Source organism: Bacillus swezeyi (assembly GCF_001969815.1).
In the GTDB taxonomy this organism is placed as follows: Bacteria; Bacillota; Bacilli; order Bacillales; family Bacillaceae; genus Bacillus; species Bacillus swezeyi.
This window is the reverse complement of sequence record NZ_MRBK01000030.1, coordinates 22599-38794: the sequence shown is the minus strand read 5'-3', so window position 1 is coordinate 38794 and position 16196 is coordinate 22599. Positions and strand designations below refer to the sequence as shown.

Sequence of the window (16196 nt, the reverse complement as noted above, 5' to 3'; positions counted from 1 at the left end):
CCGGTTCTGGTTTGTTCTTTGCGATATCACACCATGTTTTCGCCTCGATCGAAAGTAGCTTGATGAACAGAATCGCCGGCTGTACTGCTTTTTTTCTTGTGCTGCTGATTCACTTTTATATCATTCCGTTATTTTGAAATACACTGTCATTTTCAGATAATTGTCACAATTAATGATTGCGCTTACAAAAAATATGAGATATGTTGAAAAGGACTAAAAGGGGGGAAGGAATTGGTATGAATGCAGTTACAATTGTGATCGCTTCCATCTGTATTTTAGCGATCGCCTACCGTTTGTATGGAACATTTATGATGGTGAAAGTGCTGAAGGTGAATGATGACAAGCCGACTCCTGCCCATCTTCAGAAAGACGGAAAGGATTATGTGCCGACAAACAAATGGGTATCATTCGGTCATCACTTTGCCGCCATCGCTGCTGCAGGTCCGCTTGTCGGACCGATTTTGGCCGCGCAATTCGGCTATTTGCCGGGATTGTTGTGGCTGTTGATCGGAGCGGTTATCGGGGGAGCCGTTCATGATATTGTTGTTCTATTTGCGTCGATGCGAAAGAAGGGAAAGTCGCTTTCAGAAGTCGCAAAAGAAGAGCTCGGGCCTGTTGCGGGATTTTGCACAGGACTTGCGATGCTGTTTATTATTACGATTACGATGGCGGGTCTGTCGATGGTTGTGCTCCACGCGCTTGAACGCAATCCGTGGGGGACGTTCGCCGTTGCGATTACGATACCGATTGCCATGGGTGTCGGTTTATTTTATAAAAAGACAGGAAACTTAAAGCTTGCGTCTGCCGGCGGATTCATCCTGTTGATGGCCGGTGTATTCATCGGGCCGTCTGTCGCAAATACACAGCTCGGAGAAGTGTTGACGCTTGATGCGAAAACGCTCGCCATCGCGCTTCCGGTCTATGCGTTTTTTGCTGCTGCGCTTCCCGTCTGGCTGCTGCTTGCACCACGCGATTATTTGAGCAGTTTTATGAAAATCGGCGTGTTCATCGCTTTGATTGCCGGGGTTTTCGTTGTGAATCCGGCAATTCCGTTCCCGGCGTTTACCGAGTTTACAGGCGGAGGGGGACCTGTTTCCCCTGGGCCGGTTTGGCCGTTCATTTCCATCACGATCGCCTGCGGGGCGATTTCCGGCTTTCACGCGTTTGTCGGCTCAGGCACGACGCCGAAAATGCTGGATAAATGGAGCGATATGAAATTCGTCGGCTTTGGCGCGATGCTTGTGGAGTGTCTGGTCGGGATAATGGCTTTGATCGCAGCGACGGCATTGCAGCCGGGCGATTATTTTGCCATTAACAGCACGCCTGAAGTATTTCGAACGCTTGGTATGAACGTTGTCCATCTGCCTGAACTCAGCAGGGAAATCGGACTTGATCTTGAGGGAAGGACGGGCGGAGCCGTAACGCTTGCCGTCGGCATGGCTTATATATTTACGGACATCCCGTTTTTCAGCCATTTGGCTTCTTATTTCTTTCAATTTGTCATCATGTTTGAGGCCGTCTTTATCTTAACGGCGATTGATGCCGGAACAAGGGTGGCCCGCTACTTAATTCAGGATTTTTTCGGGGAAGTGTACAAACCGCTCAAAAAAACGGATTGGCTTCCGGGTTCAGTCATCGCAAGCGCGCTTGCCTGCTTTATGTGGGGGTATTTGCTTTATTCCGGGGACATCAGCTCCATTTGGGCGCTGTTTGGCGTTTCCAATCAGCTGATGGCATCCGTCGGTCTGATCATCGGGGCGACCGTCATTTTGAAAATCGCTGATAAACGGCGGTATATGCTGACATGCCTCATACCGCTCGCTTATTTATATGTGACCGTCAATTACGCAGGATACTGGATGATCAGACACGTTTACTTTAATGCGGAAGCTGCCGGCTACAGCATTCTAAACGGCATTTTATCGATGATTATGCTGCTGTTGGGATTGGTGATCATGGCCGCTGCCATCAAAAAATGGACGGAAATTTGGCGCGATCCTGCTTTGCGGATGGAGCCCTCCATTCCGGGGTGACAAAATAAACCGGGGCCATCTTGGCCTCCGGTTTATTGTTTTAATCCTTGCTCCAATGTCTCGAGCATTTCAGTTTTGTCTGAATCAGAAGCGTGCTGCCAAATCACTTCAAACAATACGCCCAATCCAGGGAGCATTTTTTCTTCACCGCTTTGGATCGCATCAACGATCGTATGTTCAAGCTGTTCCTGTGAATTCCCTGTTACATTGGCAATGACGGCATGGCGCAAATTCAAATCCATGTTTTTCACTCCATTTCATGATCTGATGTTCTATATTCTGTCTCGCTTCCGGGTTTATTATGTACCATTGATGAGATATAATGTGACTATTGCCAGACAAAAGGAGTCAAAACGATTTGAAACGAATTGAATCAGCCAAAAATCAAAAAGTGAAGGATTGGAAAAAGCTTCACACGAAAAAAGAGCGGACAAAAACCAATACTTTTTTAATAGAAGGCGAGCATCTCGTTGAAGAAGCGCTGAAGACGCCTGGTGCTGTTAAAGAAATCATGGTTACGGACGAAGCAGATCTTCCGGCTGGACTTGATGTGTCTGTTTCTTGCTACATTCTGAGCGCTGATGCTTATTCAGCTATAACGGAAACGGAGACGCCGCAGACCGTCGCCGCTGTCTGCCAAATGCCGGAAAGCAGTCATTTTCGATATGAAAAGCTGCTCCTTGCAGACGCGGTGCAAGACCCGGGCAACTTAGGGACGATCATCCGGACGGCTGATGCCGCCGGGATCGATGCCGTTGTCATCGGCCATGGGACGGTCGACCCTTATAATGCCAAAACGCTCAGATCGGCTCAAGGCTCGCATTTTCATATTCCGATTATCAAAGCGGAGCTTTCTGCGCTGATTGAAGAGCTGAAGGAAAAAAATGTTCCTGTATACGGCACTGCGCTGCAAAATGCAGTCCCATTCAGGGAGGCGGACCCGTCACAGGCATTTGCGCTTCTGATCGGAAATGAAGGCTCAGGGGTTGACCCCGATCTGCTGGAGAGGACGGATCTGAATCTGTATGTGCCTATATACGGTAAAGCGGAATCGCTGAATGTGGCAGCCGCTGCAGCGGTCTTAATCTATCATCTCCGCGGATAACCTGTTGCACAGGATCATGTAATTCACTATAATGAATGTAATATGTTTAAAAACAGTGATAGAGGACCCGTTTTTTACCACGCCGCCATTTAGGGAGAAAGTGCCTTGGACTGAAAGCATTTTTATGGAAAGCTAAAAAACGCTTCACCTCTTGAGTTGTCACCGGGACCGCGTCTCCAGAGATGTGTAAAGGTGAACCGGATTCATTCCGTTATGTCAATGAAGTGAGGAACAAAGCTTTTTTTGCTTTGTTTAAAAAGGGTGGTACCACGGCCACGATTCGTCCCTTTCATCAAGAAAGGGGCTTTTTTTATTGCCGAGAAACTGGGTTTTCTATATAAAAGGAGGAATTTCAAACATGCAGGAAGAGCTGAAACGGCTTGAGAAAGAAGCGGTCGAAAAAGTCGAAGCCGCAGATTCATTAAAAGAAGTCAACGATGTCCGCGTTGCGTATCTTGGAAAAAAAGGACCGATCACAGAAGTGCTTCGGGGAATGGGAAAGCTTTCTGCTGAAGAAAGACCAAAAATGGGCGCTTTGGCAAACGAAGTAAGAGAAACGATCGCTCAGGCGGTTGCCGAAAAGAATGCCCGCCTTGAAGAGGAAGAAGTCAAAAGAAAGCTGAAAGAACAGACGATTGATGTGACGCTTCCGGGAAGCCCCGTCAAAACGGGTTCGCGGCATCCGCTGACAATCGTTACCGAAGATATTGAAGACTTGTTTATCAGCATGGGGTATTCAGTGGAAGAGGGTCCTGAAGTAGAGACGGACTACTATAACTTTGAAGCGCTCAACCTTCCGAAAGAGCATCCGGCCCGCGATATGCAGGACAGCTTTTATATTACGGAAGACACGCTGATGAGAACGCAGACGTCTCCTGTTCAGACGCGCACCATGGAGAAGCATAAAGGAAAAGGCCCTGTTAAAATCATCTGCCCTGGCAAAGTGTACCGCCGCGACAATGATGATGCGACACACTCGCATCAGTTTATGCAGATCGAAGGGCTTTGCGTCGATCATCATATCAGCATGAGCGACTTGAAAGGAACGCTTGAAACCGTCGCGAAAAAGATGTTCGGAGAAGAACGCGAAATCAGACTGCGTCCAAGCTTTTTCCCGTTTACAGAACCGTCTGTTGAAGTTGATGTCTCCTGCTTCAAATGCGGAGGAAAAGGCTGTTCTGTTTGTAAACAAACCGGCTGGATTGAAATTCTCGGAGCGGGAATGGTGCATCCGAACGTGCTTGAAATGGCGGGTTTTGATTCCAAAGAATATCAGGGATTTGCCTTTGGAATGGGTGTTGAACGGATCGCGATGCTGAAATACGGCATTGATGATATCCGTCATTTCTATACGAACGATGTCAGATTTTTATCTCAATTTAAACAGGCTTAAAGAGGAGGACGCGTGATGTTTGTTTCATATAAATGGTTGCAGGAATACGTGAATTTAGACGGAATGACGCCGGACATTCTCGCTGAAAAGATTACGAGAAGCGGGATCGAAGTAGAAGGCATTGAATATAAAGGAGAAGGAATGAAAGGTGTTGTCATCGGACATGTTCTGGAACGGGAGCAGCATCCGAACGCCGATAAGTTAAATAAATGTCTTGTCGATATCGGCGAGGAAGAGCCTGTGCAAATCATCTGCGGAGCTCCGAATGTGGACGGAGGGCAAAAGGTAGCCGTCGCCACGGTTGGCGCGGTTTTGCCGGGCAATTTTAAAATCAAAAAAGCGAAGCTTCGCGGTGAAGCGTCGAACGGCATGATCTGCTCTTTGCAGGAGCTTGGCATTCAAGGAAAGCTTGTACCACAAGAATATGCGGAAGGGATTTTCGTATTCCCGAGCGACGCTGAAACAGGTACTGACGCCCTCAAGAGCCTGGCGCTCGATGATGCGGTGCTGGAGCTCGGGCTGACGCCAAACCGAGCCGACGCGATGAATATGCTCGGTGTCGCCTATGAAGTGGCAGCCATTCTTGGCCGCGAAGTCAAGCTTCCTGAAACGGCTTATCAAGCAAGCGCTGAAAAAGCGGCCGACTACATGTCAGTCAAAATTGAAGATATAAAAGCCAATCCTTTATATGCGGCGAAAATCATTAAAGATGTCAAAATCGGCCCGTCTCCGCTTTGGATGCAGACAAAGCTGATCAATGCCGGAATCAGGCCGCACAATAATGTGGTTGATATTACGAACTTTGTGCTGCTCGAGTACGGCCAGCCGCTGCATGCTTTTGATTACGACCGCTTCGGCTCAAAAGAGGTCGTCGTCCGCAAAGCTTACGAAAATGAAACGATGATGACGCTCGATGAACAGGAAAGAACATTAACGCCTGAACATCTTGTCATCACAAACGGCTCTGCGCCGCAGGCTGTCGCCGGTGTTATGGGTGGAGCAGACTCCGAAGTCCGCGAAGATACGAAGACGATTTTGCTGGAGGCGGCATATTTTAACGGACAAACCGTCCGCAAGGCTTCAAAAGATCTGGGACTTCGCAGCGAATCAAGCGTCCGCTTTGAAAAAGGCATTGATCCCGCGCGGGTGCGCCTTGCTGCAGAGCGCGCCGCAGACCTGATCAGCCAATATGCAGGCGGCACAGTTTTAGAGGGCACAGTTGCAGAAGATCACCTTGATATCAAAGACAATGTCATCAGCCTGTCCGCTGATAAAGTAACAAAGGTGCTCGGCATGTCCGTCAGCAAAGAAGAAATGGTCAATATTTTTCAAAAGCTAGGGTTTCCTGTTGAAGAAGCGGATGCTGATCTGACCGTTACCGTTCCTTCAAGAAGAGGCGATATTGCGATTGAAGAAGACTTGATTGAAGAGGTTGCAAGATTATACGGCTATGACAACATTCCGTCTTCGCTTCCTGAATTGACTGGCTTTGCAGGCGGTCTGACCCCTTATCAGGCAAAACGGAGAAAACTCAGACGCTTCCTGGAAGGAGCGGGGCTTTCTCAGGCGATCACATACTCGTTAACAAACGACCAAAAAGCGACCGCATACGCCCTGGAAAAATCGTTTAAAACGATCCTTTCCCTGCCGATGAGTGAGGAAAGAAGCGTGTTAAGGCACAGCCTGCTTCCGAACTTGCTTGAATCGGTCTCCTATAACCTGGCAAGGCAAACCGATTCAGCGGCGTTTTACGAAGTCGGTTCAGTTTTCTTAAAAGCCGAAGAGCATACAAAACCGGTTGAAAAAGAACATGTTGCAGGAGCCGTGACAGGTCTGTGGCACAAAAACCTCTGGCAGGGCGAGAAAAAGCCGGTCGATTTCTTTGTCGTCAAAGGCATTGTCGAAGGCCTTTTAGAAAAGCTCGGCATTCGTGAAGGCATCGAATTCGTCCAGTCTGAAAGAAAAGAGCTTCATCCTGGGCGGACGGCCAACATTTTATACAATGGCTCTTTGATTGGCTTCATCGGCCAGCTTCATCCGTCAGTTGAAAAAGAGCTTGATCTGAATGAGACTTATGTATTTGAGCTTGATCTGCATGAACTCTTTGCGGTGAAGGTGCCTGACATCAGATATACGGCCATTCCGAAGTATCCTTCTGTCACACGCGATATCGCGCTTGTCGTAGGAAAAGAAATCACAAGCGGCCAGCTTGAAGACGTGATTAATAAAGCTGGAGGAACATTATTGAAGGAAGTGCATGTCTTTGACGTCTATGAAGGCGAGCATATGGAAGAAGGCAAAAAATCGGTCGCCTTCAGCCTGCAATATTTAAATACGGAACAAACATTGACTGAGGAAGAAGTGACGAAAGTCCATCAAAAAGTATTAGACGCACTTGAGGAAACATACGATGCGAAGCTGAGAGGCTAAACGAAAAACTTGCAGAGAATCAATGTTCTCTGCAAGTTTTTTCATTTACAGCTTTGCGGCAAGCTGTCTCGCCTTCTGCGTATTCGCAAAATGCAGCTTCGTAAATTGGTTCAGCGCCGTCTCGCCTTTTCTCTTGATCAGCTTTGCGGCAGCTTGATCGACAAGCGCCCCAGCCCCTTTCGGAAGCGTGATTCCGGCTTCTTTAGAAAGCTTATTCATCTCCATTAAAAAAGAATAGCGCGCGATGATCGAGGCAGCGGCGACGGACAGGTGGATGCCTTCCGCTTTTGTGCTGAAATATGTACGCTCTTTGATAGCGGTCTTGCCTGCCAAATGTTTGAAATAAACGGCCGGTTCAGCGAACTGATCGATTAAAATCGCCTCAGGGCGGATTCCGTCCAGCTTTTTGAGGAGGTTCGCAATTGCCTGGTTGTGAAGAAGGGCTTTCATTTTCCCCTGACTCATGCCTTTTTTCTGCATTTCATTGTACTTTTCGTTTCTTAAAACGAGCAGGCTGTAGGGTACCGTCTTGATTAAATCGCGTGCGATTTTGACGATCTGCGGGTCTTTTAAATGTTTGGAATCTTTGACGCCGAGTTCTTTTAAAAGCGGCAGCTTTGTTTTATCGGCGTAAACACATACGACCGTCATCGGGCCGAAATAATCGCCGGTTCCGACTTCATCCGAGCCGATGACAGACATTGAGCCGATGCCTTCAGGCGGCTGATAGACGGACGGGGTGCTTTTTTTGGAGGGAGTCTTTTTTTCCGCCGGCGCTTCGGCTGATGCCGCCCAACGCCCGGCTTCCTTTTCGGCGTTTTTTCCTTGGAACAAAACCTTTCCTGATCGATATGCTGTAATGGTGCAGCCTTGGGGCTTAGCCTGAAAAACCGCTCCCTGTACCAATTGGGAAGTAATATCAGACCGGTAGTAGCTTTGCATCCGTTCAATAACAGGCTGGGGAACTTTCAAAACAGAATGTGACACGGTTTAATCTCCTTTTTTAGCTAATAAAACAGGCTAATTCAATGTTTTTATAAGTGTATCATAACAGCGGAGGGCTCGTCTTTCCATTCAATCTCCAAACATGTTATGATATAGACTAGGATTCTCGCATAAGTAGAATGGAGGAGAAACGTTGTCTGATGGTCGAAAAACAAAAACAACAGTTGACATCTACGGTCAGCACTTCACAATTATCGGCGATGAAACGAAGAGCCATATGAGGCACGTTGCCTCAATTGTGGATGATAAAATGAGAGAAATCAACGAAAAAAATCCGTATCTTGACATAAATAAGCTTGCCGTCTTGACTGCTGTGAACGCAGTTCACGATTATCTGAAACTGCAAGAGGAACTTGAGAGATTAAAAGGACAAATTAAAGAAAAGGATTGAACATCACGATGTTAGATATCATCATTATTATTTTGCTTTTGTCCGGTCTGTTTATTGGGCTGAAAAGAGGATTTATCCGCCAATTTATCCGTTTGGTGACGTTTATCGCAGCGATCGCTGTGGCCGGAACCTATTATGGCGACCTTGCGCCGAAGCTCGGCTGGATTCCGTCTCCGGACTTTTCGGGAGGCCAGACGGCGCTGGCATTTGTAAACGGAAGCCTTGAAGGCGCCTATTACAACATGATTGCGTTTCTGATTCTGTTTTTCCTGACGATGATCCTGCTGAGAATTGCCGCATCATTTTTGGATGCTGTCGCAAGCATTCCGATCCTTAAGCAAATCAACCAGATTCTCGGTGCCGTGCTCGGTTTCGCGGAGATTTACCTGTTCGTGTTTGTCGTTCTGTTCATCGGAACGCTCCTGCCGATTGAAGTGCTGCAAAACATGATGTCCGGCTCGGTAATGGCAGATTTGATCATTCATAAAACACCGTATCTATCCAATATGTTAAACAATCTGATGAATCAGTACGGATCTTTGTAAAACTTCTCTGCTCTAGGGAAGTTTTTTTTCAGGTGAAAGATGTGTCGAAAGATGGCTGTTTGTTGTAGGAACAGCCAAAAATTTGTATGATGGAAACAGGATGAACACGGGGATACAAGAGGTGAAAAAAATTGCATAAAAAAGATGTCATCAGACTGCTTGAAACAATTGCGATCTATATGGAATTAAAAGGGGATAACCCATTTAAAATATCAGCATTCAGAAAAGCCGCGGCGGCGCTTGAACAAGATGACCGCAGCCTGTCTGAAATCGATGATATGATGTCTCTTTCCGGAATCGGCAAAGGAACGCATGCCGTTATTAAGGAATATATGGATCACGGCGTTTCCGGCACGCTTGAACGTTTAAAAGAGGAGGTTCCCGAAGGGCTTGTTCCGCTTTTGAAACTTCCGGGCCTTGGCGGCAAAAAAATTGCCAAGCTTTATCAGGAGCTGGGCGTCTATGATGCTGCATCCTTAAAAGAAGCCTGTGAACAGCAGAAGGTCCAAGGGCTTGCCGGATTCGGCAAGAAAACGGAAGAAAAAATTCTCCAAGCTTTGGGGGAAGCCGGAAAACGCCCTGAACGGTACCCGATAGCGATTGCTTTGGCCGTCGCAGATGTGATCGAAGAACAGCTTGAGGGACTCCCAGGCCTTATCAAGTTTTCACGGGCCGGAAGTTTGAGGCGGGCCAGAGAAACGGTGAAAGATCTTGATTATATTATGGCTGTCACAGATGCCAGCCTCGTCCGCGAAGGGCTCCTGAAGCTTTCAAACATCAGGGAGGTCATTGCCAGCGGAGATACGAAAGTATCGCTGACATTTTCATTTGAATACGACATCAGCGCCGACTTCCGGCTGGTGACAGAGGAGCAGTTTCCAACGACGCTCCACCATTTTACAGGATCAAAAGATCATAATATTAAAATGCGCCAGCTTGCCAAAGAAAGAGGCGAAAGAATCAGCGAATACGGCGTCGAACATATAGAGACAGGAGATATCCAAACATTTTCCAGTGAAAAGGAGTTCTTCTCTCATTTCGGCCTACCTTTTATTCCGCCTGAGCTAAGGGAGACAGGAAAAGAGGTCGAAGAATACGGAGACCATATCGAACTGATTTCCACAGAAGACATAAAAGGGGACCTCCATATGCACTCGACGTGGAGCGACGGCGCTTTTTCGATCAGGGAAATGGCCGAGGCCTGCATGGCAAAAGGGTATCGGTACATGGCGATCACGGATCACTCCCAATATTTAAAAGTCGCCGGCGGCTTGACGCCGGAAAGGCTGCGTATGCAGGCGAAGGAAATTGACGAACTGAACAAGGAATTTACCGAGTTTCACATTTTTAAAGGCGTTGAGATGGACATCCTGCCAGATGGGACGCTTGACTATGATGATGAACTGCTTGCGGAGATGGATATTGTCATCGCTTCGATCCATTCAAGCTTTTCCCAGCCGCAGCACGTCATCATGAAGCGGCTCGAAAATGCGCTGATGAATCAGCACGTCGATATCATCGCCCATCCGACGGGACGACTGATCGGAAGAAGAGCAGGGTATGAAGTGGATATTGACCAGCTGATCGAGCTGGCGAAAAAAACGAATACAGCCTTGGAGCTGAACGCCAACCCTGCACGGCTCGATCTTAGAATGGAACATTTGATCAAAGCGAATGCCGCCGGGGTGACGCTTGTCATTAATACGGATGCCCACAGCACAGAGATGCTTGATGATATGAAAACGGGCATTACGGCAGCGAGAAAAGGATGGACCGGGAAAGCGAACGTATTGAATGCCCGTTCCTTTGACGAAGTCCAGGCATTTTTGTCGCGCCGCCGATCTTAAGGAGGTTTAATTGATTTTGCAGCAAAAAGCGCTATCAGCACTTGAATTTCATAAAGTAAAAGAACAGCTTGCAGAGCATGCGGCCTCTTCTTTAGGGAAGGAAATGCTTTTTGAGCTTAAGCCTTCCCGTTCATTGGAGGAGGTCAAAAACTTGCAGGAAGAAGTCGATGAGGCCGGGACCGTCCTGCGGTTAAAGGGGAATGCTCCTTTCGGCGGCCTTTCCGACATTAGAAAAGCATTGCGGAGAGCTGAAATCGGCAGCATGCTAAGCCCGGCAGAGTTTACGGAAATATCGGGTCTATTATATGCCGCAAAACAGATGAAGCACTTTCTTGAAGGGCTGTTTGAGGACGGAGTTGATATCCCCTGTCTCCATCAGTATGCAGAAAAGCTGATTCCGCTCTCTGCCTTGGAAAAAGACATTAATTCGTGCATCGATGACCATGGAGAAGTGCTTGACCATGCATCTGAAACATTGAGGGGGATCAGGACGCAGCTGCGGACGCTTGAATCAAGAATCAGGGATCGGCTTGAATCGATACTGCGCTCCTCTTCCGCGCAAAAAATGCTCTCAGACACGATTATCACGATTCGAAATGACCGCTTCGTCATTCCGGTAAAGCAGGAATACAGATCAAGCTACGGAGGAATTGTGCATGATCAGTCATCTTCCGGGGCGACATTGTTTATCGAGCCTCAGGCGATAGTGGATATGAACAATTCGCTTCGCCAGGCAAAAGTAAACGAAAAGCAGGAAATCGAACGAATTCTGCGCATGCTGACAGAAAAGACCGCAGAGCACACGGATGAACTTTTTCACGATGTCAAAATATTGCAGACGCTTGATTTTATTTTTGCAAAAGCGAAATACGCAAAAGCGACAAAAGCTGTCAAACCGGCTGTCAATAGAGACGGTTACGTCCGGCTGATCCAAGCGCGCCATCCGCTTTTGCCAGCCGATCAGGTCGTTCCCAATGACATCGAGCTTGGCGGAGAATTTACAACGATTGTGATCACGGGTCCGAATACAGGCGGAAAAACGGTTACGCTGAAAACGCTCGGACTGCTGACGCTTATGGCACAGTCCGGACTGCATGTGCCGGCGGGGGAAGGTTCAGAAATCGCTGTGTTTGACCAGGTATTTGCCGATATCGGTGATGAACAGTCAATCGAACAGAGCTTAAGTACATTCTCTTCACACATGGTGAACATCGTCGATATTTTGAAAGACATGACGGAAAACAGCCTTGTGCTGTTTGACGAGCTCGGAGCCGGGACAGATCCGCAGGAAGGGGCGGCTCTTGCGATCAGCATCCTTGACGAAGTATATCAGACGGGTGCACGCGTTATTGCCACGACTCACTATCCGGAGCTTAAAGCATACGGCTATAATCGCGACAATGTCATCAATGCGAGCGTCGAATTTGATATTGAAACATTGTCTCCGACTTATAAGCTGTTAATCGGAGTGCCCGGCCGAAGCAATGCTTTTGAAATTTCGAAGCGCCTCGGTCTGCCTGACCATTTGATCGGCCGTGCCAAATCCGAGATGACGGCTGAACACAATGAAGTCGACACGATGATCGCATCGCTTGAAGACAGCAAGAAGCGCGCGGAAACGGAATTGGCTGAAACCGAAACGATCCGTGCGGAGGCTCAAGCCCTTCACCGCGACCTGCAAAAGCAGATCAGCGAATGGCAGGAGCGAAAAGACAGGCTTTATGAAGAAGCGGAGCAAAAAGCGGCTGAAAAAGTCAAGGAAGCCATGAAAGAGGCGGACGAGATCATCCAGTCGCTCCGCATGATCAAAGAAGATCATAAAGCGTTTAAAGACCATGAATTAATCGAGGCGAAAAAGCGTCTTGAAGAAGCGGTCCCTTCATTTGAAAAGACGAAAAAGCCTGCAAAGAAAAAAACGGACAAGCGCGTCTTGAAGCCTGGCGACGAAGTCAAGGTTTTAACCTTCGGCCAAAAAGGCACACTGCTTGAAAAAACGGGCGCAGATGAATGGAATGTCCAAATCGGCATCCTGAAAATGAAGGTGAAGGAAAAGGATCTTGAATTTCTGAAATCAGCGCCTGAACCCGAGAAACAAAAATCGATCGCCGCGGTCAAAGGGAAAGAATATCATGTGTCACTCGAACTCGACCTTAGAGGCGAACGGTATGAAAATGCGCTTCACAGGGTTGAAAAATATTTGGATGATGCGGTGCTGGCCGGATATCCGAGGGTATCGATCATTCATGGGAAAGGAACGGGTGCCCTCAGAAAAGGCGTCCAAGATCTTTTGAAATCCCACCGCAATGTGAAAAACTCCCGGTTCGGCGAAGCGGGAGAGGGAGGGTCAGGAGTTACGATTGTCGAATTAAAATAAAAAAGGGAGTCTAAAAGGATGAAAGAGTTTTGGGAAAACGACCTTGTGGAAATTGCCGCCTATTACAGCGTTTCCGTACTTTGTCTGGTGATATTCTTATCTGTATTTGAGCTTGTCACCACCTATAAAAACTGGGAGGAGATTCAAAAAGGAAACGTGGCGGTTGCGATGGCGACGGGCGGAAAAATTTTAGGCATCGCCAACGTGCTGCAAAAATCGATCAGCCAGCATAATTCCCTGCTGCAAATGATGGGATGGGGATTATTCGGCTTTGTATTGCTTTTGATCGGCTATTTCATTTTTGAATTTCTGACGCCGCGCTTTAAAATTGACAAGGAAATTGAAAATGACAACCGCGCCGTCGGTTTCATCTCATTCGTCATCTCTGTCGGCCTGTCATTTGTCGTGGCCTCCGGAATCTAAAGGGGATCAACATGGAGAAATTAGCGAAAATCCTGTTCTGTGCAGCAGGGGTGTTTGTGATCATCGGCCTTATTTATATTGTGTTTTATACGTAAGCAAGTCGCCGCCTGGGGCATGTTTCCCAGGCGGTATTTTTAAAGATGAAAAAATCATTACTTTCTGAATATTGTTTTGATATACTGAAATTAAGACTATATTTGTTTTAAGGGGGGGTCTTATGCCGACTGAAAAACCATGGCTGCTTCACTATCCTGAACAAATTCCTCATCACCTAGAATTTCATGATCAAACACTCCAATCCATCCTGCAGCAATCCGCCCAACAGTTTTCTGAAAAAACAGCGATTCATTTTCTCGGAAAGAAGCGATCGTATCAACAGGTTTACGAGGAAGCCTTAAAAATGGCAGTTTATTTATTGTCTCTCGGCGTTCAAAAAGGAGACAGGGTATCGATCATGCTGCCGAACTGTCCTCAGGCGGTCATCGCATATTACGGGGTTCTTTTCTCGGGAGGCATCGTCGTCCAGACAAATCCTCTTTACACGGAAAGGGAGCTTGAACATCTGCTCAAAGACAGCGGAGCAGAAATCATCATTACGCTCGATATGCTGTACCCAGCGGCTTATAAAATGAAAGCGCTGACAAATGTTAGGCACATCATCGCAACAAGCATTAAAGATTATTTGCCATTTCCTAAAAACCTGCTGTATCCGCTGGCTCAAAAAAAGCAGAATCAGATGTTGGTTGATATAGCCGAAAATGACACGACCCACCTTTTTCGGACGATCATGAAACAGCCCGTCCCGGATAATCCGCCCGGCATTGCGATTGATCCCGCTCATGACATTGCCGTCCTGCAGTATACCGGTGGTACGACAGGCACTCCAAAAGGCGTGATGCTTACCCACCGCAACATATTAGCCAATATGGAGATGTGCGCGGCCTGGTTTTATCAACTGAAAAAAGGAGAAGAAAAAGTGCTCGGTATCGTTCCGTTTTTCCACGTGTACGGGATGACGGCCATTTTAAACTTCACGATCAGGCAAGGATATGAAATGATCCTCCTGCCAAGGTTTGACGCGCGTACAGCACTGAAAACGATCGATAAAGAAAAGCCCACCATATTTCCGGGGGCACCCACGATTTATATCGCTCTATTGAATCACCCCGCTCTGCATCAGTACGATCTGTCTTCGGTTAAAAGCTGTTTAAGCGGGTCTGCTGCGCTTCCTGTCGAAGTCAAACAGCAGTTCGAAAAGGTAACGGGAGGAAAGCTTGTCGAAGGATACGGACTATCGGAAACATCACCGGTCACCCATGCCAATTTCATTTGGGATCTGAATAAAGCGGGAAGCATCGGCTGCCCGTGGCCGGGAACAGATGCGGCCATCTATTCGGAGGAGACTGGCGGTTTTCTCGAGCCTTACGAGCACGGAGAAATTATCGTAAAAGGTCCCCAGGTGATGAAAGGTTATTGGAACAATGATGAAGAAACCGCGGCCGTACTCAAAGATGGCTGGTTTTTCACGGGAGATATCGGGTACATGGATAAAGACGGCTTCTTTTATATTGTCGACCGCAAAAAAGATTTGATCATCGCAGGCGGATACAACATCTATCCGCGTGAAATCGAAGAGGTTCTCTATGAGCATGAAGCCATCCAGGAGGCCGTCGTCGCAGGAATCCCCGACGAATACAGAGGAGAAACCGTTAAAGCCTTTGTTGTTTTAAAAGACCATGTTACAATAACGGAAAAGGAATTGGACGAATATGCCAGGTCCCGTCTCGCTCCGTATAAAGTTCCGAAGGTATATGAGTTCAGAGACGAACTTCCGAAAACGGCTGTTGGCAAGATTTTAAGAAGGGCGCTTGTCCATGAGGAAAAGGCAAACGTATGAAAAGCGAAGTCTGCCGTCGATTTTGGCGGCATGCTTTTATGAGGGTTATTTCGAAGGAATTTCATGATCAAACCTTGACAAAGCCTGCTGTTTTATTTACGATTGAACTATGAATGAGTATTCATTCATTAACTTGAAAGGAACGAAGCCAATTGAAACAGAAGCGACCAAAGTATATGCAGATTATCGATGCAGCTGTCATTGTGATTGCAGAAAACGGATACCATCAGGCACAGGTTTCAAAGATCGCCAAGCAGGCTGGCGTGGCGGACGGCACCATTTATCTTTATTTCAAAAATAAAGAAGATATTCTGATTTCACTGTTTAAAGAGAAAATGGGCCAGTTTATCGAGCAGATGAGCGAAGGAATGAAAGCGAAAAATTCAGCGACAGAGAAGCTTTCTTTGTTCATCAAAAAACACTTTGAACTGCTTAGCAGCGACCCGCATCTGGCGATTGTGACCCAGCTTGAGCTGAGGCAGTCGCACCGCGAGCTGCGGCTGAAAATCAATGAGATTCTCAAAGGCTACTTAACGATTTTGGAGGACATCATCACAGAAGGAAAAGAAGCAGGGGAATTTAAAAGCGCGCTTGATGTCCGCTTGGCGAAACAGATGATTTTCGGCACAGTGGACGAGACGGTGACAACCTGGGTGATGAATGATCAAAAATATGATCTGCCTCAGCTGGCAGACAGCATTCATGAACTGCTGATACATGGTTTCAGCCAACTGAAGAAAGAGGAGGAATAAA

Annotated in this window: 13 protein-coding genes; 11 read left to right on the top strand and 2 right to left on the bottom strand. The window is 47.3% G+C overall.

Going from position 1 to position 16196, the window contains the following annotated elements; genetic code table 11:
* Positions 1-236 precede the first annotated feature (236 nt).
* A complete protein-coding gene (cstA, locus tag BTA30_RS19455) occupies positions 237-2033 on the top strand; it encodes a carbon starvation protein CstA (protein ID WP_076763147.1) in 1797 nt (598 codons plus the stop codon).
* 32 nt (positions 2034-2065) lie between these two features.
* Here the strand turns inward: cstA and sspI are convergent, their stop codons facing one another.
* A complete protein-coding gene (gene sspI / locus BTA30_RS19450; protein ID WP_076763145.1) occupies positions 2066-2275 on the bottom strand; it encodes a small acid-soluble spore protein SspI in 210 nt (69 codons plus the stop codon).
* Positions 2276-2391: 116 nt separating this feature from the next.
* Here sspI and BTA30_RS19445 point away from each other — a divergent pair, with 116 nt between their 5' ends.
* The 3 genes from BTA30_RS19445 (at position 2392) to pheT (ending at position 6961) form a co-directional block, all read left to right on the top strand.
* Complete coding sequence (locus tag BTA30_RS19445) at positions 2392-3138, top strand: TrmH family RNA methyltransferase (protein ID WP_076763141.1); 747 nt, start codon at positions 2392-2394, stop codon at positions 3136-3138.
* Between the two features lie 358 nt (positions 3139-3496).
* Complete coding sequence (pheS, locus tag BTA30_RS19440) at positions 3497-4531, top strand: phenylalanine--tRNA ligase subunit alpha (RefSeq protein ID WP_076763139.1); 1035 nt, start codon at positions 3497-3499, stop codon at positions 4529-4531.
* Between the two features lie 15 nt (positions 4532-4546).
* Positions 4547-6961 (top strand): phenylalanine--tRNA ligase subunit beta, encoded by a 2415-nt coding sequence (gene pheT / locus BTA30_RS19435; protein WP_076763137.1) that lies wholly within the window; start codon positions 4547-4549, stop codon positions 6959-6961.
* A 45-nt stretch (positions 6962-7006) separates the two neighbouring features.
* On the opposite strand, the gene rnhC is transcribed toward pheT, so the two are convergent.
* A complete protein-coding gene (gene rnhC / locus BTA30_RS19430; RefSeq protein ID WP_076763133.1) occupies positions 7007-7948 on the bottom strand; it encodes a ribonuclease HIII in 942 nt (313 codons plus the stop codon).
* A 151-nt stretch (positions 7949-8099) separates the two neighbouring features.
* On the opposite strand from rnhC, the gene zapA reads away from it, so the two are divergent.
* The 7 genes from zapA to fadR all read left to right on the top strand — a co-directional run bounded on the left by zapA (position 8100) and on the right by fadR (position 16195).
* Positions 8100-8357, top strand: coding sequence for a cell division protein ZapA (gene zapA / locus BTA30_RS19425; RefSeq protein WP_076763125.1), 258 nt, complete (start codon positions 8100-8102; stop codon positions 8355-8357).
* An 8-nt stretch (positions 8358-8365) separates the two neighbouring features.
* Positions 8366-8902 (top strand): CvpA family protein, encoded by a 537-nt coding sequence (locus BTA30_RS19420; protein ID WP_076763124.1) that lies wholly within the window; start codon positions 8366-8368, stop codon positions 8900-8902.
* Between the two features lie 131 nt (positions 8903-9033).
* A complete protein-coding gene (polX, locus tag BTA30_RS19415) occupies positions 9034-10749 on the top strand; it encodes a DNA polymerase/3'-5' exonuclease PolX (protein WP_076763123.1) in 1716 nt (571 codons plus the stop codon).
* 16 nt (positions 10750-10765) lie between these two features.
* On the top strand, positions 10766-13123 hold the full coding sequence (locus BTA30_RS19410) for an endonuclease MutS2 (protein WP_076763346.1): 2358 nt from the start codon (positions 10766-10768) through the stop codon (positions 13121-13123).
* A gap of 18 nt (positions 13124-13141) precedes the next feature.
* On the top strand, positions 13142-13546 hold the full coding sequence (locus tag BTA30_RS19405; RefSeq protein ID WP_076763122.1) for a DUF350 domain-containing protein: 405 nt from the start codon (positions 13142-13144) through the stop codon (positions 13544-13546).
* 217 nt (positions 13547-13763) lie between these two features.
* The gene (locus tag BTA30_RS19400; protein WP_076763121.1) at positions 13764-15443 is read left to right on the top strand and encodes an AMP-binding protein; all 1680 of its coding nucleotides are present in this window, start codon (positions 13764-13766) and stop codon (positions 15441-15443) included.
* Positions 15444-15595: 152 nt separating this feature from the next.
* On the top strand, positions 15596-16195 hold the full coding sequence (fadR, locus tag BTA30_RS19395) for a fatty acid metabolism transcriptional regulator FadR (protein WP_076763117.1): 600 nt from the start codon (positions 15596-15598) through the stop codon (positions 16193-16195).
* The last annotated feature ends 1 nt before the right edge of the window (position 16196 follow it).